The following is a 19,866-nucleotide window of genomic DNA, read 5'->3' on the forward strand; positions in this document are numbered from 1 at the left end:
AATGTGGATGTAAAAGTTTATGAATTTGTTGGTTGGAAATAGAAGTATTTCATGAAAATGGAAGCAGGTGAAAATCCTGAGCTGTCCCGCAGCCGTGAAAGGGAGTTAAAGCGTAATACCACTGGGAAACTGGGAAGGTGCTAAGACGTTGAACTTGAGCCGGAATACATGCCAACATCTTGGAATACACTTTACGGAGTATAAAGTCGTTCTAGTATCAATTTTAGGGTTAAAGACCTTATTTTTGTCTAGGAGAAATGGAGGACAAAATGAAGAAAATTTTTACAAGTTTATTAATGATGTTGATGTTAATTGTTAGTCAAGTTTTACCAACAGCAGCATTATCATATGACGAAAGTTATACATCAGCAAAAGGTTATTATTCACAAAAAACAAGTTTCAATAGTTTTAGTGAATTATATGCTTATGAAGCCATTGGATTGGATTCTAGTGATTATTCTATTGATCATTTAATTTCTACTGACTATGCGTCTGAAATAGCACAATCTATAATTGCTTTATCATTACATGGAGATAATCCAAAAAATTATAATGGTGTTAATTATGTAGAAATGCTAGAAAATTGTGTTCAATCAAACGGAGCTTTTGATAAAAAGAATAATTCAACATATGCAAATTTTCAAGTTTATGGAGTTTTTGCATTATATGTTGTTGATTCACCTAAATTGTCACTGGCTGCAGATTATCTAACATCTCTCATTGATGATAATGGGGCTTTTGGGTCAAGCTATGGTCCTAGTTTAGATATTACTTCATGGGTTATTGAAAGTTTGTCTTTGGTTGATAAAGACAAATATCAACCCACTATTCAACGTGCTATTGTGTATTTGCAATCTATGCGAGATGGACAAGCAGGATATAAAGATAGTTTTAGTGGTGTTAATGTGAACACACAAGCAAGTGTTATGATAGGTTTATTAACATATGATGCCAAAGGAGTTAAAGCAGGTACATATAATCAAAATGGGTATAATCCATATGACGTATTATTAAAATATCAAAATACTGATGGAAGTTTTTGGTATTCAACACCGGGAGAAGTGAATGATTATGCAACCGTTCAAGGGATTCAAACAATAGGGTATTATTATAATGAATCTGTTTATCAAAAAGCAAAACAGGATTATTTGGCTTTAGATGAAGTTATAGATACAGAAAAACAACCAGAAATAGAAGTTAAACCGGAAGTAGAAGTTGAACAAGAAGTAGAAAAGACAGAAACATCATCTTCTCAATCTCAAAAACAACCTCAAAAAGAAGTTGTAACAGAAACAACAAAACAAAAAGATGTTGTACAAACAGATGATCAGTCATGGTTATTTGAATATGGTCTATTATTTATGGGAAGTGGAATACTTTTATTGAAAGGAAGAAAGTATTTTGAATAAAACAAAGAAATATACACTTATTTTTATTGTATTATGTTTTATATTTATTGGGGGAGCAGGTATTTATCATACCTGCTTTGTCCCAAATCAAGAAGCAAAAGCAGTTGTTGAAAATAAAGAAACAGAAAGTGAAGTTAGTCAGCAAGTAGATGTATCTAAAGAAACATCTCAGCAAGATGAATCATCACAAGAAAAAGAAAAAAAGCAAACTTCTCAAAAGAAGGAAAAGAAAACAGAGCAAAAAACAGAATCTCAAACAACAAAAAAAATAGATGAAGATGCATCAAATCAAAAAACATCAGAACCTAAACAACAACCACAAGAAACTTTGGAAGAAGTTGAAGAAGAATCACAAATTGAAGAAGTGGCATCAATCAATGTGATAATTACAGGTGTTGATGGTGTGATGGCACAAGATTATGTTGAATTTGAAGAAGGAATGAGTGCTTATGATGCGTTAAAAATATTAGCCGATAATTATGAGATGACTGTTAAGATTTCAGGAATAGGACAAGCTGTTTATGTCAAAGGAATTAATGGTCTAATGGAGTTTGATTATGGTGGACAATCAGGCTGGAAGTATAAAGTCAATGGAGCTTATCCAAGTTTAGGTGCAGGTGCTTATATTTTAAAAGATGGTGATCAAGTTGAGTGAATCTATTCAACAAATGGGTAAGATTCAAGAAATCAGTTTAATTGGCATTTTAGCGGCAGTTAATATTGCTTCTCGCATTGCTTTACAGGCTTTACCTAATATTAAACCAGTGACTTCAATTATTATTATTTCAGTTTTACTTTTTGGATTAGCTTTTGGAATTAAACTGACATTGGTGACAACACTTGTATCTAATATGTATTTAGGTATGGGAATTTGGACTTTTTTTCAAATTTTAGCATGGATTGTGATTTGTCTTTTGACACAATGTATGGGTGATTTTTATAGAAGAAAAAATAAAAATCCATCACTTCTGGTAATGGCTGTTTTTTCTTTAGTGATGGGTTATGTTTTTGGTTTGATTGTATCATTGGAGCAATTTGTTATTGGGGGATTGCCATTATTTATTGTTTATTATAGTGCTGGATTATTATTTGATACGTTTCATGCTGTGGGGAATTTCTTTTTTTATTTAATAGGAGCCCCCTTGTTGTGGAAAGTATTTAAAAAATATAGGAAGTGTTAAGATATTTCTTAGAGAAAATTTTAACATTTCCTATTTTTATAATAAGGGTTGAATTAAAAAATATTGGAGTACATTCAAAAGACCGGCTAATACCATGACAAAGATAGGATTCATTTTCCATTTCATTAACAGGAATAGACAAATAACAAAAATAACAACCATTTGGATTTTGAGGGTTTCTACTGCGATACCTAATTCTCCAAAAAAAGCAGTCATAATAATTGTTAAACCAGCACTAGCAATTAATGCAATAACTGCAGGTCTTAAAACATTTAAAATGGATTGTAAAGATTCCATTTGACGAAATTTAAGATAAAGCCATGCGATAATAGTGACAATAAGACAAGAAGGAAGAATACATCCTAAAGTCGCTATAATAGCTCCGGGTAGTCCAGCAATTTTTATTCCTACAAAGGTAGCAGAGTTAATTGCAATAGGACCAGGTGTCATTTGGGAAATAGTGATGAGGTCAGTGAATTCTGGAATAGTGAGCCAATGGTGTAATTCCACCACTTGATTTTGAATGAGTGGCATTGCAGCATAGCCACCACCAAAGCTAAATGCACCAATTTGTAGAAAGCTTAAAAATAATTGTAGGAGTATCATGATTTTACACGTCCTTTCCATAGAAAAGTTTTGATAAGCCCAATCATAATACAAATAAAGATAATATAGATAACGTTGATATTCAAAAAATAAGTGAGAATAAATGAAGAAATCATGATGAATAGAGAAAAAATATTTTTTTCGTGGAAAATTCCTGCTGCCATTTCAAAGACAACTGCCACAATAACGGCACCTACACCAGCTTGCATTCCTTCAAGCATTAAAGCTATGATGATATTTGTACGGAATATTTCATAACAAAAAGATATGAATGAAATGACAACAAATGGAGGAATGATTGTTGCGATCACTGAAACGATGATTCCTGCAATACCAGCTAATTTATAGCCTACAACAATGGCTCCATTCACTGCAATAGCACCCGGTGATGATTGTGCAATAGCAATTAAATCCAACATCTCATCTTCATCAATCCAATGATATTCACTAACAAATTTTTTTCGCATGAGTGTAACAATGACATAACCACCACCAAAAGTAAAAGCACTGAGATATAAAGTTGAAAAAAATAAAGTGATGAGTTTTTTCTTTGACATGAAATCACCTCCGTTATTATCATACAAAAAGTTGAAAAATATGTAAAATAATATTATTTTTATTTCAAAAGTTATACAATATAAGTAGATAGAAAAGTAAAATATTTAAAGAAATATATTTTCTTGTGTTGAAGAAAAAGTGTTGTATTTTTATAGTGAATATGATAGTATTGTTTTGCTAATGTATAAAGAAAAGGAGGTACGACAATGGTTTTAAATATTTTACTAGTTTTAGTTTCAATTGCTCTTATTGTTGTATGCCTATTACAAAGTGGAAAATCTGATGGTGTTGTGAATGCTTTGACTGGTCAAAGTTCTAACCTGTTTGCTCATCAAAAAGAAAGAGGAGCTGATTTGGTTTTAACACGTATTACTGTTGGACTTGCAATTGCATTTTTTGTTCTTGCAATCTTAATTAGAATGGGTTAATCATTAGGGCACTTTGATGTGTCCTCTTTTTATTAATTGGATAAACTAAAAGTGAGGTGATTAAGATGAAGGAAGAAATATTGAATTTATTGGCTGATCGTAGTTATACAAGAAGAAAGATTCAAGAATTAGCAGAATACTTTCATATGACCGATACTCAAGATTATGTTTCGTTTATTAAATTAATAAATGAGATGGAAAATGAAGGACTGATTATCAGAAGTCGTATTAATGATTATTATTTGATTAATCAACTTCAATATTATAAAGGTGTTTTAGAATTAAATAAACGTGGTTTTGGGTTTGTAAAAGTAGATGAAGAACGTGAATTTTATATTCATGATACGAATATGAAAGATGCTTTAAATCATGATGTTGTTTTGATTGAAAAAGTCAAATCACATGGAAATCGTGAAGAAGGGCGTGTTGTTCGTGTTCTTCGACGTGGACAAATAAGATATGTTGGGGAAGTCAAAAGAGGGCGTAAAGAATATATTATCAAAACAGATGATCCTAAATTTGATAAACCAATTATTGTGGATATGGCTCATGCACATGGAGCTATGCCAGGGCATAAGGTTGTTGTAGAGATAAAAGCTTTTAAACCTCAGATTAAAGGGGATATTGTTAAAATTATAGGGCATCGTAATGATCCGGGTGTTGATATTTTATCTATCGTTCATGCTCATGATGTAGATATTGAATTTCCTAAGGAAGTTTACGAACAAATTGAAAATATATCAGATGAAATTGATCCAAGTGATATAGAAAATCGTGTAGATTTAAGAAATGAATTGATTGTGACTATTGATGGTGACGACGCTAAAGATTTGGATGATGCGATTTCGTTAAAAAAATTGGATAATGGTCATTATCAATTAGGTGTCCATATTGCTGATGTGTCTTATTATGTGACAGAGGGTTCGCCTTTAGATAAGGAAGCTATTAAAAGAGGAACATCTATTTATTTAGTTGACCGTGTTATTCCTATGTTACCACATAAACTATCTAATGGTATTTGTTCACTGAATCCAAATACTGACCGTTATACAATCAGTTGTATTATGGAAATAGATAAGCATGGAGAAGTTGTTAATCATGAAATTGTTCCATCTGTTATTCATTCTTCTTATCGTATGACATATAATAATGTGAATAAGATATTAGATGGTAATCAGGATTTACAAAAAGAATATGCACCAGCAATTCCTTTATTCTTTTTAATGCAGGAGCTGGCAACTTTGCTAAGAAAAGTGCGTGATGAACGTGGAGCTATCGATTTTGATGTTGATGAAGCAAAAGTTATAGTGGATAAAACAGGGGAGCCTACTGATGTTGTTTTGAGAAAACGTGGTGCTTCTGATAAGATTATTGAAGAATTTATGCTGAAAGCTAATGAAACAGTAGCACAACATTTTAAATGGATGGATTTACCTTTTATTTATCGTGTGCATGAACAGCCAAAAGTTAAGAAACTGCAACAGTTTGTATCTATTGTCAAACCTTTGGGCTATACTATTAAAGGTTCTCTGGAACATGTTTTTCCTAAAGAATTGAATATGATTATTAATGCTTCTAAGGGAACGGATGAACATGTTATTGTTTCGACATTGTTATTAAGATGTATGCAAAAAGCAAGATATGATGCACAGTGTTTAGGACATTTTGGTTTGGCAGATGAATATTATACACATTTTACTTCACCTATTAGACGTTATCCAGATTTGTTAGGACATCGTTTGATGCGTACTTTCTTGTTTCAACATAATTATCAAAAGACTGCTCATTTTGAAGAAGTGATTCCTGAATTGGCAGAACAGTCTTCTTTTAGAGAAAAAGAAGCTGTTGACATTGAACGTGAAGTGAATGATATGAAAATGGCAGAGTATATGTCTAAGCATATTGGGGAAGAATTTGAGGGAATGATTTCTTCTATTACTTCATTTGGATTCTTTGTTGAATTACCTAACACAATAGATGGTTTAGTACATATTACTGATTTAACAGATGATTATTATCATTATAATGAGGAACAGATGACTTTGATAGGAGAAAGAACGGGTAAAACTTTTAAAATTTCTGATAAGGTCAAAGTTAAAGTTGTTGCCTGTGATAAAAAAGAGCGTACAATTGATTTTGAAGTTGTGGGAATGGAATCAAGAAAGAAAAAAACAAAAATAGTTAAAATTAATGATAGAAAAGTAAAGACAAAACGTACAAAAAAGGGTAAAATAAATAAGTCTAATCATAGAAGAACAAGAAGACGAAGATAAAAGGAGGCGATATGCATGAAGATTGTGACTCAAAATAAAAAAGCTTTTCATGATTACTTTATTTTAGAAACTTATGAAGCGGGAATAGAGTTAAAAGGGACAGAAATTAAATCTGTGCGTAAAGGTCATGTGAATTTAAAAGATGCTTTTATTCGTTTTAAAAATGATGAAGCATTTATTGAAAATATGCATATCGCTCCTTATGAACAAGGGAATATCTTTAACCATGAACCACTTCGTAATAGAAAATTGTTACTTCATAAAAAGCAGATTAAGAAATTACAAAAAGAAGTGAAAGAAAATGGGTTAACAGTTGTTCCGACAAAATTATATTTTAACACCTCTAAGCTTAAGGCAGAAATTGCTTTAGCTCGAGGAAAGAAGTTGTATGATAAACGTCAAGATTTAAAAGCTAAAGATGCAAAAAGAGATATGGAAAGAGCATTGAAAAATGCTTATTAATGGGGGCGTCTTGGATTCGACAGGGGTCAGTTTGAATGAAATTGCAGCCGTGGGCATACGTTAATTGCAAACAAAAAATATCTGGAAACAGACAACAATTATCTTTCGCTTGCTAGTCGACGTTAGACTTTAGCGAATATCAGCCTATAGCATACCTATGGCTATAGAACTGGTAACATATCTTATAGGTTAAGGGTATAAAGCGTCTGGATTTATATCACGAAAATGTACAGAATCGCTAAGTGAAAGACTGCTTGTGGATTGTAGCTTAGTTAAATTCATTCGACAAGATAAGCTGTAGAAGTTTCATATGGGACGGCTTTTGGACGCGGGTTCGATTCCCGCCGCCTCCACCAAATAGTAAATGACACTGATTTTATCAGTGTTTTTTTTATTTTTTTTGTATTGTGCTAACGATTTGCTAACGAGTTATAAAAAAGGAAATAGCAAAAATTTATTTAATAGAGAAATTAGTATTCAAAAATTAGAGAATAATAGTTTAGAGATTATAGGATTATTTTTGAAAAGTAATATGTTAGCTTTCAAGATCAATTTTTTAGATATTTTAAATTTTTATCGCAATAGTTAAAATGTGGAGAATATAATAATAAATTTTTATAGGTCATTTTATTATTGAGTTTTAAGCAAATGAACTTTAGAAAGATGTTTCTATGAATATTTTTGATTTTATAAATATAAGTTAAAAAACTTGACAAAAATACATGGGGGGGGGTATACTCATAATAAGAGAGGGGAGAACTATTATGGATAAGCAAAAAATAGATTTATATCTTACAACTAACGCTAAATATTTTGAGCCAAGTGCAATTCCAATCATTAGACAAAAATTGGAAAAAACTGATGACACAACATTTTTATCGTTACAAGCTACTGATTTAAAAGATCCTACAACTATGCTATTATTCTCATTATTTTTAGGTGCTTTTGGGGTTGATAGATTCATGTTGGGCGATACAGGTATGGGTATTTTAAAATTATTGACTTTAGGATGTTGTGGAATTATGACAATAATCGATTGGTTTACAATTATTAAAAAGACTAGACAACATAATCTTGCAAAAATTTCTATGATTATTTAACTAGATGAAAAAAAATTTTTTTACTGAAATTTTTTCGTTATTGGGCTTAGCTTTATTTTTTCATTTTTTGGAAATAAGGATATGTCCCTTTTTTTCTATTTTTGGGATACCATGTCCTGGTTGTGGGTTAACTAGAGCAACTATTTTATTTTTGCAAGGAAAAATTATGATGTCTTTACATTACAATTTGTTAGCTATACCTATAATTATATCATGTGGAATATATTCAATATTACTTTTTTTTGAAAAAGAGAAATACGTTGAAATGATAATAACAAAATATAAAAATGTTTTAATAATTTTTGCGATATTAATATTTATTATAGTTGAAATAATTAATATTAATAATTATTTATTATATTAGGAGGAAAAATGGAAATATATGTATGTGTAGTTATAATATTATTGATTTATGGGTATATATCATATAAACTTCTTTGTGATATAGTAAATTTGAAGAAAAGTATTATTCAAGTAAAAAAAAGATATCGTTCTTTGAAGTTTTCATATCAAAGATTAAAGAAAAAATAAATGTTTTAAAAGAAAATCCTAGATTATATCCAGTTATTCATAACAATGATATTGTAAGGTCGTTTTATATACGTTCACTAGCTTTTTCGTATATTATAGATGATAATAATAAACTAATAACAATTACTGAAGCTGTATTTATTAAATCATCATTAAAATTGAAAGTAAAATAATATGTTAGGGGTTGTTTTTCAACTCCTTTTATTTTTTCTTTTTTATATTTAAAAATCAGTAAATATAAAAATATATCATTATTAACATCAAGATAATAGTATGTGAATATATCTGTATATATTGATATATGTACGGACAAAAATGCATACTAGAGATAAGATGTGAAGGAGATGTAATATGATGAAAAAAGAAAGAATTGAATTAAGAGTCAGTAAAGAAGAGAAACAGAAAATAATGAGTGATGCATTAGAAAATAATATGAGCATGACTGATTATATATTGAGATGTGTTATTGCTCAAAGATGCTGTATAAAAAATAATGGTATAAAATTAGATAACACAAAAGATATTATCGAATGCATAATGGACCTTGATGATATTGCTAGTGAAAAAAATGATGAACGATCAAGACGATTTTTGAAAAGATTGGGGGATTTAGAATGTCTATTATAATTGTGATGAATAAGCCCTATCGTGATAAAATGGCTGTCAATGATGTTATTAATTACATGATAGAAGGAACACCTAGTAGTGTAAAGGATTATATGCTAAATAAGGATTTTATGTGTAATGGAGTAAATTCTTTATCGTTACAAACGATAGTCAATTCATTTGAAATGGATAAAAGACGATATGGCAAGGTTGAAGGGAAACAGCTACATCATTTTGTTTTATCAATATATAAGAAGAATTATTATCATATTAAAGACAAGACAAAATGGGTGTATTTATTAAGTGAGGAAGTAGGATATTACTTAAGACAAATGGGATTTAGAAATGTATCAAGTATTCATGTGAAAGAGGATGGAAATGTCCATATTCATTTTGCAGTTAATTCAGTTAATGGGTTTACAGGAAAAAAACTATCTAATGAAAAAACATTCTATAATAATCTTTTACACTTTTTAAGAGAGAACTTTAATATACTTAAATGGGAAGGAGTACGATTCTCATGATAAATGAGCAATTATTAACAGTTGATGAAATAGCTTTTATATTAAATGTATCTACACAAACAGTTAGAAAGCTTATAAAGAAGAAACAATTGATTGCTATTAAAGTTGGAAAGAATTATAGAATTTCATGGGATAATTTAAATGATTATATATCAAGAACGATATAAAAAACGCTGTATAATTACAAATGTAATTATAATATTCTTCAATTATATATTATATCTATGAATATAAAATTGAAGGAGGTAATAAGCAATGAGTGAACTTTATATTCAAAACGTTATTCGCAGTCTTAAACAATTAGAGATTGCAAAGGAAAAAATTGATAAAGAAATTAAGGAACATGAAAGTGAAATCAAGAAGTACATGCAGATGTATAATTTAGAAGAACTTCATGGAATGAATGGAGAGAAGGCAATTTATAAGGAGATTCTTGGTCGAAGATTTGATACCAAGAGTTTCAAACAAAACTTTGCAGAATTGTATTATTCTTATATGAAAGATACAAAAAGCATTAGATTTAAGTTCAGTTATTAGGAGGATAATGCAATGGGTAAAATGGTTTTTGCTATACTGACAGCTATTGCTGTCTATATTTTTGAAAGAGATAATGGTTAGGGATTAGCATGAAGCTAATCCCATTAATTTTTATGATGAAAGGAAAATAGAAAAATGAATATAAGAGATTTAGTATTATATTTTGCATTGAAGTATGAAGGTGATTTCAATAGAATATATAATGCACTTTCAAATAAGGAAAAGTTTGATGGAGAAGCATTATGTAAAATGAAGGAACAGTTAGATTGTCAGTATATCAGTATATTTGATGAGGAATATCCTTCAGGATTAAGGAAAATCAATTGTCCACCATTTGTGCTTTTCTATAAGGGAAATATTGATTTTTTAGATGAAAAGACACTGTGTTTAATAACACCAGAAAGCAATCATTCGACTCAGGAACTATTGAATCAATTTGTTGATGATATGATAGAAGATGATGAATTTGTACTGGTTAAGCCACATAGAAGCTCTTTGGATGATTATGCAGTTAAGACTATAAAAATTATGGATAGAGGTATTTCATTCTATGGTGATGTTGATAATATAAATACTCTTGTTTTTAGTGAGTATCCTTATTATGTCGAGCCACCAAAGAAGTATCTTCCTTTTTCGTATAGAATTGTCAGTGGTCTAGCAGATAAAATTGTGATGGCTCAATGCTATGATACAAATGAAGATATCATGGCACTTGCTTATGCAATTGAGCAGAATAAGGATGTCTATATGATTGGAAATGAGTATGAGCTGTATGATATATTGAATCAACAGAAAATCAAGCATATTGAAAACTATGGGGAGCTAGAGTCAGCAGTATGAAACTATTGACAAAAGAAATTGAAGAAGAATTATTGAAGTATGGCATTGATGGTCAAAGAGAACTTGTTTTTCATTCTAAGGTCATTGCTAGGTATTTCAATCCATATGGTGTAGGAACATGGCTCATTACTGGTGGAAAAAGGCTTGTGGATGGGGATTGGTTATTATTTGGGTATGTTAGTCTTATATATAATGAATGGGGCTATATATTATTATCTGAACTAGAATCATTGAAATTAGGTAATGAAATTCCCATCATAGAAAGAGATAGATATCTAAGAGAAAATACAACTGTTCATGATGAGTGTGTAAGATTAGGTATTAGGGAATTTGAATATGAATGAACAAGAGTTGGATCAGATATACTATGAACTTGAAGAAATAGAAGCAATATTAGGTATATTAGCTTCGATAGAACATGACTTGTCCCCACAGTACATAGGTATTGTAGCCAGTCATTATCATTGCAAGATTATCAATATACGTAAGATGATAAAAAAGAAATTAGATAAACTGATACCCTTAGCAGAGTAATGAGCTAAGGGTATTATTCTTCAAGTATTGTTTTTGCAATCTTTATAATGAGATTAAGCTGTTTATTTGTAGCCTTTGAACATATTTCATCAAGTTGCTTGAGATAATAGTTCTTTTCTAGTGTAGAAGTTCCAGTAATAAGAAATGCGAGGTCTAATTCAAGATAGTTAGCAATGATAGATAATGTATCTAATGTAGGACATGATTTACCATTTTCGATTTTTGATATATAGAATGTAGAAAGGTTAAGATCGTTAGACATCTTTTCTTGAGTAATTTTTGATTCTGTTCTTTTATTTTTAATTCTTTTGCCAATCATGGCATAGTCAATAGTCGAATTAAGCATAAATAATCACCTCGTATATTGTTTATCATACAAATTATTCTCAAAATTAAACACAAACCAATAGAACAAGTTGTATTAATAATGCAATATATGATAAAATAAAATTATAATTAATGAATTATAATGAGGAGTGTAAAATTATGGGAGTGAAAATAAACTTAATAGGTGCTTATGTAAAGCATACTGTAGAGGAAAAATTGGGATTAGAAGAAAGAAGAGAAAGAGAAAGGTTAAAAAAAACAACGGCTTATTGTAAAAACAAAGATGAATTTAAACAAGCTATAAAAGAAGAAAGAAATAAAATAATAGTTTTAGATGAATTATATTATGAGTTGATTGATACTGTGAAAAAATCTAATAATTCTACTATTGAAAAAAATATAGGAAAAATTGCAATGATATTAGGATTAATAGCACCAGGATTTGGAATATCAATTGCATCAATTGGAAGTGGTTTTATTGCATTCTGTCATGGAAAAAATAATGAAATAAAAATAAATTATAAAGTAGAAGTAGATAGCTTAAATGAACAAATAATATTTAATAAAAAATAAATTATTTAGGTGTCGGAAAATATAAATTGAAAAGAGGATTCAGAATGAAAATAATATTAAAGTTATTGATAGTATTGATATTAGTTTGTACTTCAGTTGGCTGTTCTACTACTGATAAAGAAGAGATTAATACTGCAAAAAATACTGAAAATGAAGAAAGTGTTGAGGAAGACATAAATATTAATATAAATGATTTATTCAATAATATTGATGCTTATCTTGGTAAGAAAATCACTGTAACAGGATTTGCACCATATGAGGTTATAACAGATGAAAATGGGAGATTTACAAACTGTATATATGATAAAGAATGGATTAATGAATTATATGTTAACAATATTGAGGAGCCTATAAATGGAGGATTTGAAGTTACAATTACTGGTAAAGTATATAAAAAAGATAATAAAGTAATGATTGATTCTGAAAATTATAAAATTAATGAAGAAATGACAAGGGATGGAGCTATAATGGATAATGAAACAAATAATCAGAGTCTATTTGAGCAATTTCAGACAGCGGGGATCAATTATGCAAATATGAATTGGAATCAATTTTTTAACAATCCTACTTCACTATCGGGAACTTTTGTTTATATTCCGGGTAAAGTCGTAGATGTGTCATATTTAAATGGATTTACAAGTGGATTGATTGATACTGTTGGTAACGGAAATTTACATGATATGGTATCATTCAGTATAAATGGAGAAGTTTATGATTTTAACATAGGAGATATAATTGCACCTATGGGAACTATATCACCTATGACAGGATCAGCAACTAATAGTTATACATATGAAACTGTGAATACTCCATTAATAGAGGTATCAGATTCGAGTTTATGGAAAACAGAATATACTATTGATTTAAAAGATGATGCAGTAGCTAAATTCATGTATGGAACTTATGAAGCGATTGATTCAAATGATGTTGATGAAAATTTTGGTACAACAATTGAATTTACAGACTCTACTATAGATGGTTACAAATATCAGTATCAGGAAAAAGTATATGAAAATCCTAGTATTAGAATAACCTCTGGAACTATTATGCGTGGATATGATGATATACGTATTGGAATGGATTTATATGTTACTGAAGTAGATGATGCATATAGTAATTTGGGTGCAGAAACAACATCAGTAAGTATTGAATTAAAAGACAATACAATGCTATGTAATGGTAAGTCATATAGAAAGAATAAATAATCGTTTTTTTAGAGTATACCCTAGTGGTATACTTTTTCTTTGTACCATTAAAGTTGAATAACGTATTTTGGAACGTTCCACTTAAAATTGTGACTTAGTGGAACGCTTTTTGTTTATTAAAGATTATGAAATGTGGTGATAAGTTTGAAAATTGGTTATATTAGAGTATCGACTGTTGAACAGAATATTGCAAGACAGGAAGTCATCATGAAGAAGCTAGATGTTGAAAAAATATTCATTGATAAAATTAGTGGTAAAAATATGGAAAGACCTATGCTTAAGGAAATGATGGGTTTCGTTAGAAGTGGTGATATTGTTGTTGTGGAATCAATCAGTCGTTTTGCACGTAATACACGTGATTTGTTGGAACTGGTCGATCAATTGGTTGCTAAAGGAGTGCAATTTGTCAGCATGAAAGAAAAGATTGACACATCTACACCATCAGGTAAGTTTATGCTTACTGTTTTTGGGGCTGTTGCTCAGCTAGAACGTGATTACATTCTTCAAAGACAAAAAGAGGGAATTGCCATTGCTAGGGCTAATGGCAAATATCAGGGCAGAAAGAAAATTCAAAACGATAGATTTGATGAAATATATGAAAAATGGAAGAATAACGAAATAACTGCTACACAGGCAATGAAGTTATTGAACTACAGCAAGACTACCTTTTATAGAAGAGTGAAGGAGATGAAAGAAAATGAAGAAAAAAGTTGATTTTATATCATTGAAGATATATAGAGAAAAGACAGTTGAGTATGAAAGCAAAGGTATTACAAGTCCAGATAGAGCATTTGAAGCCATCAGCAATATTGTTGATAAGACAGATCGTGAATGTTTTGGAGTTATCATGATGAATAATGCCAATGAAATCAATTCGTTTGAGATATGCTCGATAGGTACAGTCAATATGACATTAGCTCACCCTAGAGAGGTATTTAAGGGAGCTATACTTTCCAATGCTTCAAAAATAATGCTCTTTCATACGCATCCAAGCAATACGATTGAACCATCTCAGACAGACATTGACACAACCAAAGAGCTTATTGAAGCATCCAAGATTTTACAGATTCCAATTATAGACCATATCATTACCTGTGAAAGAGGATATTTCAGTTTTGCTGAACATGGAATCCTATTTGGAGAGTAGTATATGGAAGCATACAAGTTTAGAAGATATAAGGTTCTTTACAAAAAGAAATATTACTATATATACATTCCCTTTGAACATGATCGTCTTTGGATTATTGACTGGGCAGACTGGTGGTATGGTGGTGCATGGATTGATGGAAATATTCAATGTCTAAAATACTTGATTGCTAGTTTCTGTATATTGGCATTCAATCCATATGCAATAATCTATCTGCCTATAAGGAAGAATAAAAGACCAAATACCTTTGCGTTTGATGATAATTGTGAATATGACATTATTTTTAGAACAACAAAAGTATGGATTGATGATAAGGATTTAAAGAAGATTGTCAAGAATCTCAAATATACTAGGTGGTCAACTTATAAATGCAGAATCAATCTTGAAAGAATGAAAAGATATTTTCATGACAACATCAAAAAAATAGAAGATATTCCTGATTACAAGATTCTAGTCAATGCAGATGGTCATATCAACGGAAGCATTATCTATTATTCATTTCCTCAGGTCTGGTATCAAAAAGAATCTATTGATCTGGTGGACTACTTCTTCAATGAAATCTTTACAAAGGATGATTTTTCAGACTGCTATGATGAAAAACATGATTGGTTTTCCAAACCATTTACAAGCTTTGTATGGGGTGGGAAAAGAAAGTCAAAATATACATATAAACGACCTTCACTGACATTCTATATTGAGTTTTATGATATTGAAATCATAAATAGATATGTAAAAGAGAAGATTTATCTTGTAGATAAGAATAAAATATGATATGCTTTAAGCAATAAGAAAGGGTGTGATAGCTATGCTAAGATATACAAACAAATACAATATAATAGATGAAAGAAAAGTAGCTAATCACAAGTGTACGAAAGAACGAGCATAGTGGATTATCTGCTATGCTTTTTATATGCTCTTGTGATGCTTGAACACAGGAGGATTTATGAAAGTCAAAATAATGAAAAATAATAAGCTATGGATGGAGGACAATGCAATAAGAAAGATTGAATCCATAACGGATTTTAAAGGCGTAGAATCCATTATAGGATTGCCTGATCTTCACATGGGAAAACAGCCTGTAGGGTGTACTGTCTGTACAAAGCAATTTATATATCCGTTTCTAATAGGAAATGACATTGGATGTGGAATAACCTTATATGAAACTCAAGAAAAGATAAGAAAGATAAAAGTAGAAAGACTTGTGAAAAAACTTGAGAATACAGGGATCTATGGAAAATATAGCATTGGTGGAGGAAATCATTTTATTGAATTGACTGCCATTGATAAGGTCTATAATCAAGATTTAGCTAATCAACTAGGTATTGATACAAAGAAAGCCTATTTGTTGATTCATTCAGGCTCAAGAGCTATAGGAGAATCAATCTATAGAGAATATGCTTCATTAGAAGGATTGGAAGAAGGTAGTGAAAGATTCAATTCCTATATTGAAGAACATGACAAAGCTGTTGCATATGCAAGAGATAATCGCAATCATCTTGCTGATATATTTACACAAATGGCAAATATCAAATCAGATAATAGAATTGTCATTGATTGCATACATAATTATTTGGAAATAGCTGATGGGAAATACTATCATAGAAAAGGAAGCATATCATCATTGGGTCATACCTATGCGATCATAGCAGGAACAAGAGGAAGTCACTCTTACATAGTTAAAACCATACCTCATGATGATGAATTATTTTCAGTCAGTCATGGATGTGGTCGAAAGATCATGAGAAGTGAATGCAAGGGAAAACTTCAATCAAAATATAAAAAAGATGAACTGAGAAGAACTTCATTAGGAAGCTATGCCATATCAAAGGACAAGGCATTACTGTATGAAGAAGCAACAGAAGCATATAAAAGAATAGATGATGTCATTGATACGCTTTTACAATACAAATGTATAGATATTATAGCAACATTAAAACCAATGGTGACTTATAAATGCTGATACAGATTAGTGCTGGACAAGGCTCACCAAAAGAATGTGAATTAGCATGTTATCTATTCTATAAGGAACTTTTAACAGAGTTTCCTAAGCTTGAAGTTGTTTCAACAAATTTCAGTGATAAGCAATGTCTAAAGAGTGCTGTTTTTTACAGTGAGAAAGACCTATCTTTTTTGGAAGGAAGTGTTCAATGGATATGTCAAAGTCCATTTAGACCAAATCATAAAAGAAAAAACTGGTTTATTGATGTGTCTATACTGCAAGATAAATTCAGATTTGATAAGGATGATGATATTAGATATGAAGCTTTACGTTCGTCAGGTAAGGGAGGACAAAATGTCAATAAGGTATCTACAGCCATTAGGGCTATACATATACCAACTGGAATAAGCGTAGTATCAATGGATCGGCGTAGCCAGATTCAAAATAAGAAGATTGCTTATTTAAGATTAATGAAAAAGATAGATGAGAAAAACTCATCTATCAATAGGGTTATACAATATGAAAATTGGAATAAGCATAATCAGCTTACTAGAGGAAATCCAGTAAGAGTATATAAGGGATTAAAATTTAGAAGAATATAATAAATAAGGTTTACAATATTTGAAGATAGAAAATTTGTATAACAATGTATAAACAGTAGATAAGAAATGTTTTATTTAGAAGCCTTTGAAGAATGATTCTTTTTATTCTTATTATCATTTTTAGATTTGCTGAAATAAAGGAATTAATATCTTATGATATATCAACGCTGATTTTATATTTCTTTATGAGAATGATTATGTGAAAATATGTGTTTGTGTTTAATGAAGTATACTTGATTTTAATTAGAACATATTATATAATGTCTATAGGCAAAAATCGTAAAGATGCCATAGAAACGGAAAAAGGAACGCTGCAACGTTCCTTTTTTTTATGCTCTGCTATTGCTTACCCTTTCTATCGAGCCATTTGCAGATAAGATGGCAAATCACACCTGCTATGATAGAAGTTAAAATCGTAAAGATTGCTCCCATAGAAACTCACCTCCTTTAGCTATTAAAGGGAGGTGCAATAGCAAATGCATTATAGCATAATTATGACTGTTTTTAAATGCTAACTTATTTTTATATTTTAGTAAAAGATTTGATTAAAATTAGTACCCATGAGTATATCCTGTAAAGGATATACTTGTTTTAATTATAGATTAATAAAAATATTTGAAGGTAATAGGGATAACCTCTTACTTTGTTATATAAGTTGCGAGTAATAGAAGATATATGTAATCCTTATCATTGTTTCTTATATTTGCAAATTCTGAATGTATAGAATCTTTTGAAACCATAATATCATTTATTTCATCAACTGTCCCATAAAGTAGTTTTGATAAAATAGGATTATTAACAGTTTCTTGCTCTTTATATTTCATAGATAAGTTATCTATATTTCTACAAGTTTCTTTAATAAAATAGTTTGTTATATCTAAATCTGGGATATTGTTACTTATACCTAGAATGAGTTCAAATAAGTTATCTTGTTCGTCGTCAAAGAAATTGTCCAAACTATCAAGATAGTTCATACATTCAGCAGTTAAATTAATGCATTTTGGGTATTTATTTTTGATAAAATTATTAATAATATCTATTATTTCAAGATAATTTTTTGAGTTTGTAGTATTAGATGTATCATCAATAAGTTTTTGCACATACCTCATATTAATATTAAATTTTGATAAATTGAGAATACTCTCTAAAATATTCATTTTTTTCTCATCATAACAATCACCATTTGTTATATAAAAATTCTTTATTTCTTTGCGAGAAAATGTATTGTCAATTAACTCTTTTACAATATCGGTGTTTAGAGAATAATAAAATTGTAAAGGATATCTATCTTCAAATGCAACTCTATTACAAGTTGTTAACATATCTATTTCTTCTAAATCTGACTCACGATTAGAATTGATCTCTAAATCTTCATAGAAGTCTTTAAAATTATAACGTATAAAACAATATATTTTTTCGTTATGTTCAAAATCAAATAGTATTTCATTTAATGATGGGGTTGTGGGTCTTCTGGTATTTGTAATTAAGTATTTCAAATGCTTTAATACCCCATTAGTATAGTTCCTTTTTTTTCTAAGATTGTCTTTTTTATTAGTGCTATTCATTGTAGGTGTAGAGATTGTATTGAAACAATAATAAGTGTATAAGGGAAAATACCTTGATATAGTATTTTCAAAATATGGATTAATTGAAAGCCATAAATAGTTATCTCTTTCTAAACCATCATTTTTATCATAATAGTTTAATAAGTACATTAATTTATTATTAATAGATATGAAATCATCACGACTGTTATAAAAATCACTAAATTTTTCTAAATAATTATCTGATTTAAAAGACTCTTTGATTTTTCTAACAAGACGAGAGTATTTATCAGCACGTACAGAATAACCATTTAAGCTTAAATTATCCCAATAACCTAGATTTGCATCTACATTGAATGTGGTGGATTCTTTTGTGTCTAATAAGTTTTTCGCATGAAGATACATACAAATGCTTTTGGCCATATTTTCGGATAAATCTGATTTAACATTTTTTTCTTTTTTAGCTCTTTGGTTAAGCTCAGCTATTAGTAGCAATAAAATTTCATGAAAAGTCTTTTCAATTAATTTACTTCTTATATAGTCGTAAAGGTCTGGATTAATCTGATATAATTTGTCGTTTTTATTATTGAATATTGTATTTAATCCAAGCATTATATAGATATGCCATTTTCTATATTTGGTTTGATTTGGAATGACGTTGTTTTTTTTGTTTTCCTCTAATAGAAATGGAATTAAAGTTCCACTATTATACATTTCATTTACAGTTTCATACCTATTTTTTGAATATTCTAATAACTCTTCTAGCTTATTATGTGGTAGAGTCATTTGATATTCAAGTGGTAAATTTAACAATTCATCAGCAGGTAAGAGTTCTATTTCTTTAATTTTATATTTTCCCTTCATATGTATCACCATAATTATTATATCATTAAAAAATAAAAAAATATAATTTGTACAGTTATGGCGGGATAAAAACAAA

At 29.6% G+C, this 19,866-nt stretch carries 25 protein-coding genes, 1 other RNA gene and 1 riboswitch; of the genes, 22 read left to right on the forward strand and 4 right to left on the reverse strand.

The window, feature by feature from the left end:
* The first annotated feature begins 12 nt into the window (after nucleotides 1-12).
* Nucleotides 13-191: riboswitch (cobalamin riboswitch) on the forward strand.
* A 78-nt stretch (nucleotides 192-269) separates the two neighbouring features.
* The 3 genes from KEC48_RS12105 to KEC48_RS12115 are packed head-to-tail and all read left to right on the forward strand — an operon-like array spanning nucleotide 270 to nucleotide 2,590.
* Entirely contained in the window at nucleotides 270-1,409 is a 1,140-nt protein-coding gene (locus tag KEC48_RS12105; protein ID WP_211962534.1) for a hypothetical protein, read from the forward strand.
* Nucleotides 1,402-2,064, forward strand: coding sequence for a DUF4430 domain-containing protein (locus KEC48_RS12110; protein ID WP_211962536.1), 663 nt, complete (start codon nucleotides 1,402-1,404; stop codon nucleotides 2,062-2,064). The genes KEC48_RS12105 and KEC48_RS12110 overlap by 8 nt, the downstream gene beginning before the upstream one ends.
* The gene (locus KEC48_RS12115; RefSeq protein WP_211962538.1) at nucleotides 2,057-2,590 is read left to right on the forward strand and encodes a hypothetical protein; all 534 of its coding nucleotides are present in this window, start codon (nucleotides 2,057-2,059) and stop codon (nucleotides 2,588-2,590) included. Before KEC48_RS12110 ends, KEC48_RS12115 begins: the two co-directional genes overlap by 8 nt.
* Nucleotides 2,591-2,626: 36 nt before the next feature.
* Here the strand turns inward: KEC48_RS12115 and KEC48_RS12120 are convergent, their stop codons facing one another.
* Together KEC48_RS12120 and KEC48_RS12125 are read right to left on the reverse strand one after the other, a co-directional pair.
* The gene (locus tag KEC48_RS12120; protein WP_087356908.1) at nucleotides 2,627-3,196 is read right to left on the reverse strand and encodes a chromate transporter; all 570 of its coding nucleotides are present in this window, start codon (nucleotides 3,194-3,196) and stop codon (nucleotides 2,627-2,629) included.
* Nucleotides 3,193-3,753, reverse strand: coding sequence for a chromate transporter (locus tag KEC48_RS12125; RefSeq protein WP_205089778.1), 561 nt, complete (start codon nucleotides 3,751-3,753; stop codon nucleotides 3,193-3,195). The genes KEC48_RS12120 and KEC48_RS12125 overlap by 4 nt, the downstream gene beginning before the upstream one ends.
* A 207-nt stretch (nucleotides 3,754-3,960) precedes the next feature.
* Between KEC48_RS12125 and secG the strand changes: the two genes are divergently transcribed.
* The 12 genes from secG to KEC48_RS12190 all read left to right on the forward strand — a co-directional run bounded on the left by secG (nucleotide 3,961) and on the right by KEC48_RS12190 (nucleotide 11,589).
* A complete protein-coding gene (secG, locus tag KEC48_RS12130) occupies nucleotides 3,961-4,182 on the forward strand; it encodes a preprotein translocase subunit SecG (RefSeq protein ID WP_087356910.1) in 222 nt (73 codons plus the stop codon).
* A 65-nt stretch (nucleotides 4,183-4,247) separates the two neighbouring features.
* Complete coding sequence (gene rnr / locus KEC48_RS12135) at nucleotides 4,248-6,455, forward strand: ribonuclease R (protein WP_211962540.1); 2,208 nt, start codon at nucleotides 4,248-4,250, stop codon at nucleotides 6,453-6,455.
* Nucleotides 6,456-6,470: 15 nt separating this feature from the next.
* The gene (smpB, locus tag KEC48_RS12140; protein WP_211962542.1) at nucleotides 6,471-6,917 is read left to right on the forward strand and encodes an SsrA-binding protein SmpB; all 447 of its coding nucleotides are present in this window, start codon (nucleotides 6,471-6,473) and stop codon (nucleotides 6,915-6,917) included.
* A 1-nt stretch (nucleotide 6,918) separates the two neighbouring features.
* Nucleotides 6,919-7,273, forward strand: a transfer-messenger RNA (tmRNA) gene (ssrA, locus tag KEC48_RS12145).
* Between the two features lie 408 nt (nucleotides 7,274-7,681).
* Entirely contained in the window at nucleotides 7,682-8,017 is a 336-nt protein-coding gene (locus KEC48_RS16255) for a TM2 domain-containing protein (protein ID WP_191341481.1), read from the forward strand.
* A gap of 882 nt (nucleotides 8,018-8,899) precedes the next feature.
* Entirely contained in the window at nucleotides 8,900-9,175 is a 276-nt protein-coding gene (locus KEC48_RS12160; protein ID WP_211962548.1) for a hypothetical protein, read from the forward strand.
* A complete protein-coding gene (locus KEC48_RS12165) occupies nucleotides 9,163-9,678 on the forward strand; it encodes a relaxase/mobilization nuclease domain-containing protein (protein ID WP_191341478.1) in 516 nt (171 codons plus the stop codon). Before KEC48_RS12160 ends, KEC48_RS12165 begins: the two co-directional genes overlap by 13 nt.
* Nucleotides 9,675-9,845, forward strand: a complete 171-nt coding sequence (locus KEC48_RS12170; protein WP_249191360.1) for a helix-turn-helix domain-containing protein — start codon at nucleotides 9,675-9,677, stop codon at nucleotides 9,843-9,845. The genes KEC48_RS12165 and KEC48_RS12170 overlap by 4 nt, the downstream gene beginning before the upstream one ends.
* An 88-nt stretch (nucleotides 9,846-9,933) precedes the next feature.
* Nucleotides 9,934-10,215, forward strand: coding sequence for a hypothetical protein (locus KEC48_RS12175; RefSeq protein ID WP_211962552.1), 282 nt, complete (start codon nucleotides 9,934-9,936; stop codon nucleotides 10,213-10,215).
* Nucleotides 10,216-10,350: 135 nt separating this feature from the next.
* Complete coding sequence (locus KEC48_RS12180; protein ID WP_191341475.1) at nucleotides 10,351-11,055, forward strand: DNA-processing protein DprA; 705 nt, start codon at nucleotides 10,351-10,353, stop codon at nucleotides 11,053-11,055.
* Nucleotides 11,052-11,399, forward strand: coding sequence for a DUF2958 domain-containing protein (locus tag KEC48_RS12185; RefSeq protein WP_087358821.1), 348 nt, complete (start codon nucleotides 11,052-11,054; stop codon nucleotides 11,397-11,399). Before KEC48_RS12180 ends, KEC48_RS12185 begins: the two co-directional genes overlap by 4 nt.
* The gene (locus KEC48_RS12190; protein ID WP_191341474.1) at nucleotides 11,392-11,589 is read left to right on the forward strand and encodes a hypothetical protein; all 198 of its coding nucleotides are present in this window, start codon (nucleotides 11,392-11,394) and stop codon (nucleotides 11,587-11,589) included. Before KEC48_RS12185 ends, KEC48_RS12190 begins: the two co-directional genes overlap by 8 nt.
* 13 nt (nucleotides 11,590-11,602) lie before the next feature.
* On the opposite strand, the gene KEC48_RS12195 is transcribed toward KEC48_RS12190, so the two are convergent.
* Nucleotides 11,603-11,935 carry a helix-turn-helix transcriptional regulator gene (locus KEC48_RS12195; RefSeq protein WP_087358825.1) on the reverse strand — a complete coding sequence of 111 codons (333 nt, stop codon included), beginning with the start codon at nucleotides 11,933-11,935 and terminating at the stop codon, nucleotides 11,603-11,605.
* Between the two features lie 140 nt (nucleotides 11,936-12,075).
* Between KEC48_RS12195 and KEC48_RS12200 the strand changes: the two genes are divergently transcribed.
* From KEC48_RS12200 to prfH, 7 genes are all read left to right on the forward strand, one after another.
* A complete protein-coding gene (locus KEC48_RS12200; protein WP_211962554.1) occupies nucleotides 12,076-12,489 on the forward strand; it encodes a hypothetical protein in 414 nt (137 codons plus the stop codon).
* Nucleotides 12,490-12,533: 44 nt separating this feature from the next.
* On the forward strand, nucleotides 12,534-13,694 hold the full coding sequence (locus tag KEC48_RS12205; protein ID WP_191341472.1) for a hypothetical protein: 1,161 nt from the start codon (nucleotides 12,534-12,536) through the stop codon (nucleotides 13,692-13,694).
* Nucleotides 13,695-13,838: 144 nt separating this feature from the next.
* Entirely contained in the window at nucleotides 13,839-14,408 is a 570-nt protein-coding gene (locus KEC48_RS12210; RefSeq protein WP_211962556.1) for a recombinase family protein, read from the forward strand.
* Nucleotides 14,392-14,841, forward strand: a complete 450-nt coding sequence (locus KEC48_RS12215; protein ID WP_211962557.1) for a JAB domain-containing protein — start codon at nucleotides 14,392-14,394, stop codon at nucleotides 14,839-14,841. The genes KEC48_RS12210 and KEC48_RS12215 overlap by 17 nt, the downstream gene beginning before the upstream one ends.
* 3 nt (nucleotides 14,842-14,844) lie before the next feature.
* On the forward strand, nucleotides 14,845-15,612 hold the full coding sequence (locus tag KEC48_RS12220) for a hypothetical protein (RefSeq protein WP_211962559.1): 768 nt from the start codon (nucleotides 14,845-14,847) through the stop codon (nucleotides 15,610-15,612).
* 172 nt (nucleotides 15,613-15,784) lie between these two features.
* The gene (locus KEC48_RS12225) at nucleotides 15,785-16,801 is read left to right on the forward strand and encodes an RtcB family protein (protein ID WP_211962569.1); all 1,017 of its coding nucleotides are present in this window, start codon (nucleotides 15,785-15,787) and stop codon (nucleotides 16,799-16,801) included.
* A complete protein-coding gene (gene prfH / locus KEC48_RS12230; protein ID WP_211962571.1) occupies nucleotides 16,795-17,382 on the forward strand; it encodes a peptide chain release factor H in 588 nt (195 codons plus the stop codon). Before KEC48_RS12225 ends, prfH begins: the two co-directional genes overlap by 7 nt.
* Before the next feature lie 638 nt (nucleotides 17,383-18,020).
* Here the strand turns inward: prfH and KEC48_RS12235 are convergent.
* Nucleotides 18,021-19,790: a hypothetical protein gene (locus tag KEC48_RS12235; RefSeq protein WP_211962573.1), complete on the reverse strand. Its 1,770-nt coding sequence runs from the start codon at nucleotides 19,788-19,790 to the stop codon at nucleotides 18,021-18,023.
* Nucleotides 19,791-19,866: the final 76 nt, after the last annotated feature.

It is taken from the genome of Clostridium sp. C1, from assembly GCF_018223625.1.
Taxonomy (GTDB): domain Bacteria; phylum Bacillota_I; class Bacilli_A; order Erysipelotrichales; family Coprobacillaceae; genus Allocoprobacillus.

What these genes read in the sequence shown, in the direction of transcription:
- smpB (WP_211962542.1), top strand. Translation starts at nt 6,471, where the DNA reads ATGAAGATTGTGACTCAAAATAAAAAAGCTTTTCATGATTACTTTATT.
- rnr (WP_211962540.1), top strand. Translation starts at nt 4,248, where the DNA reads ATGAAGGAAGAAATATTGAATTTATTGGCTGATCGTAGTTATACAAGA.
- KEC48_RS12225 (WP_211962569.1), top strand. Translation starts at nt 15,785, where the DNA reads ATGAAAGTCAAAATAATGAAAAATAATAAGCTATGGATGGAGGACAAT.
- KEC48_RS12170 (WP_249191360.1), top strand. Translation starts at nt 9,675, where the DNA reads ATGATAAATGAGCAATTATTAACAGTTGATGAAATAGCTTTTATATTA.
- KEC48_RS12185 (WP_087358821.1), top strand. Translation starts at nt 11,052, where the DNA reads ATGAAACTATTGACAAAAGAAATTGAAGAAGAATTATTGAAGTATGGC.
- KEC48_RS12220 (WP_211962559.1), top strand. Translation starts at nt 14,845, where the DNA reads ATGGAAGCATACAAGTTTAGAAGATATAAGGTTCTTTACAAAAAGAAA.
- KEC48_RS16255 (WP_191341481.1), top strand. Translation starts at nt 7,682, where the DNA reads ATGGATAAGCAAAAAATAGATTTATATCTTACAACTAACGCTAAATAT.
- secG (WP_087356910.1), top strand. Translation starts at nt 3,961, where the DNA reads ATGGTTTTAAATATTTTACTAGTTTTAGTTTCAATTGCTCTTATTGTT.
- KEC48_RS12195 (WP_087358825.1), bottom strand. Translation starts at nt 11,935, where the DNA reads ATGCTTAATTCGACTATTGACTATGCCATGATTGGCAAAAGAATTAAA.
- KEC48_RS12215 (WP_211962557.1), top strand. Translation starts at nt 14,392, where the DNA reads ATGAAGAAAAAAGTTGATTTTATATCATTGAAGATATATAGAGAAAAG.
- KEC48_RS12175 (WP_211962552.1), top strand. Translation starts at nt 9,934, where the DNA reads ATGAGTGAACTTTATATTCAAAACGTTATTCGCAGTCTTAAACAATTA.
- KEC48_RS12125 (WP_205089778.1), bottom strand. Translation starts at nt 3,753, where the DNA reads ATGTCAAAGAAAAAACTCATCACTTTATTTTTTTCAACTTTATATCTC.
- KEC48_RS12180 (WP_191341475.1), top strand. Translation starts at nt 10,351, where the DNA reads ATGAATATAAGAGATTTAGTATTATATTTTGCATTGAAGTATGAAGGT.
- KEC48_RS12235 (WP_211962573.1), bottom strand. Translation starts at nt 19,790, where the DNA reads ATGAAGGGAAAATATAAAATTAAAGAAATAGAACTCTTACCTGCTGAT.
- KEC48_RS12120 (WP_087356908.1), bottom strand. Translation starts at nt 3,196, where the DNA reads ATGATACTCCTACAATTATTTTTAAGCTTTCTACAAATTGGTGCATTT.
- prfH (WP_211962571.1), top strand. Translation starts at nt 16,795, where the DNA reads ATGCTGATACAGATTAGTGCTGGACAAGGCTCACCAAAAGAATGTGAA.
- KEC48_RS12160 (WP_211962548.1), top strand. Translation starts at nt 8,900, where the DNA reads ATGATGAAAAAAGAAAGAATTGAATTAAGAGTCAGTAAAGAAGAGAAA.
- KEC48_RS12105 (WP_211962534.1), top strand. Translation starts at nt 270, where the DNA reads ATGAAGAAAATTTTTACAAGTTTATTAATGATGTTGATGTTAATTGTT.
- KEC48_RS12200 (WP_211962554.1), top strand. Translation starts at nt 12,076, where the DNA reads ATGGGAGTGAAAATAAACTTAATAGGTGCTTATGTAAAGCATACTGTA.
- KEC48_RS12205 (WP_191341472.1), top strand. Translation starts at nt 12,534, where the DNA reads ATGAAAATAATATTAAAGTTATTGATAGTATTGATATTAGTTTGTACT.
- KEC48_RS12165 (WP_191341478.1), top strand. Translation starts at nt 9,163, where the DNA reads ATGTCTATTATAATTGTGATGAATAAGCCCTATCGTGATAAAATGGCT.
- KEC48_RS12190 (WP_191341474.1), top strand. Translation starts at nt 11,392, where the DNA reads ATGAATGAACAAGAGTTGGATCAGATATACTATGAACTTGAAGAAATA.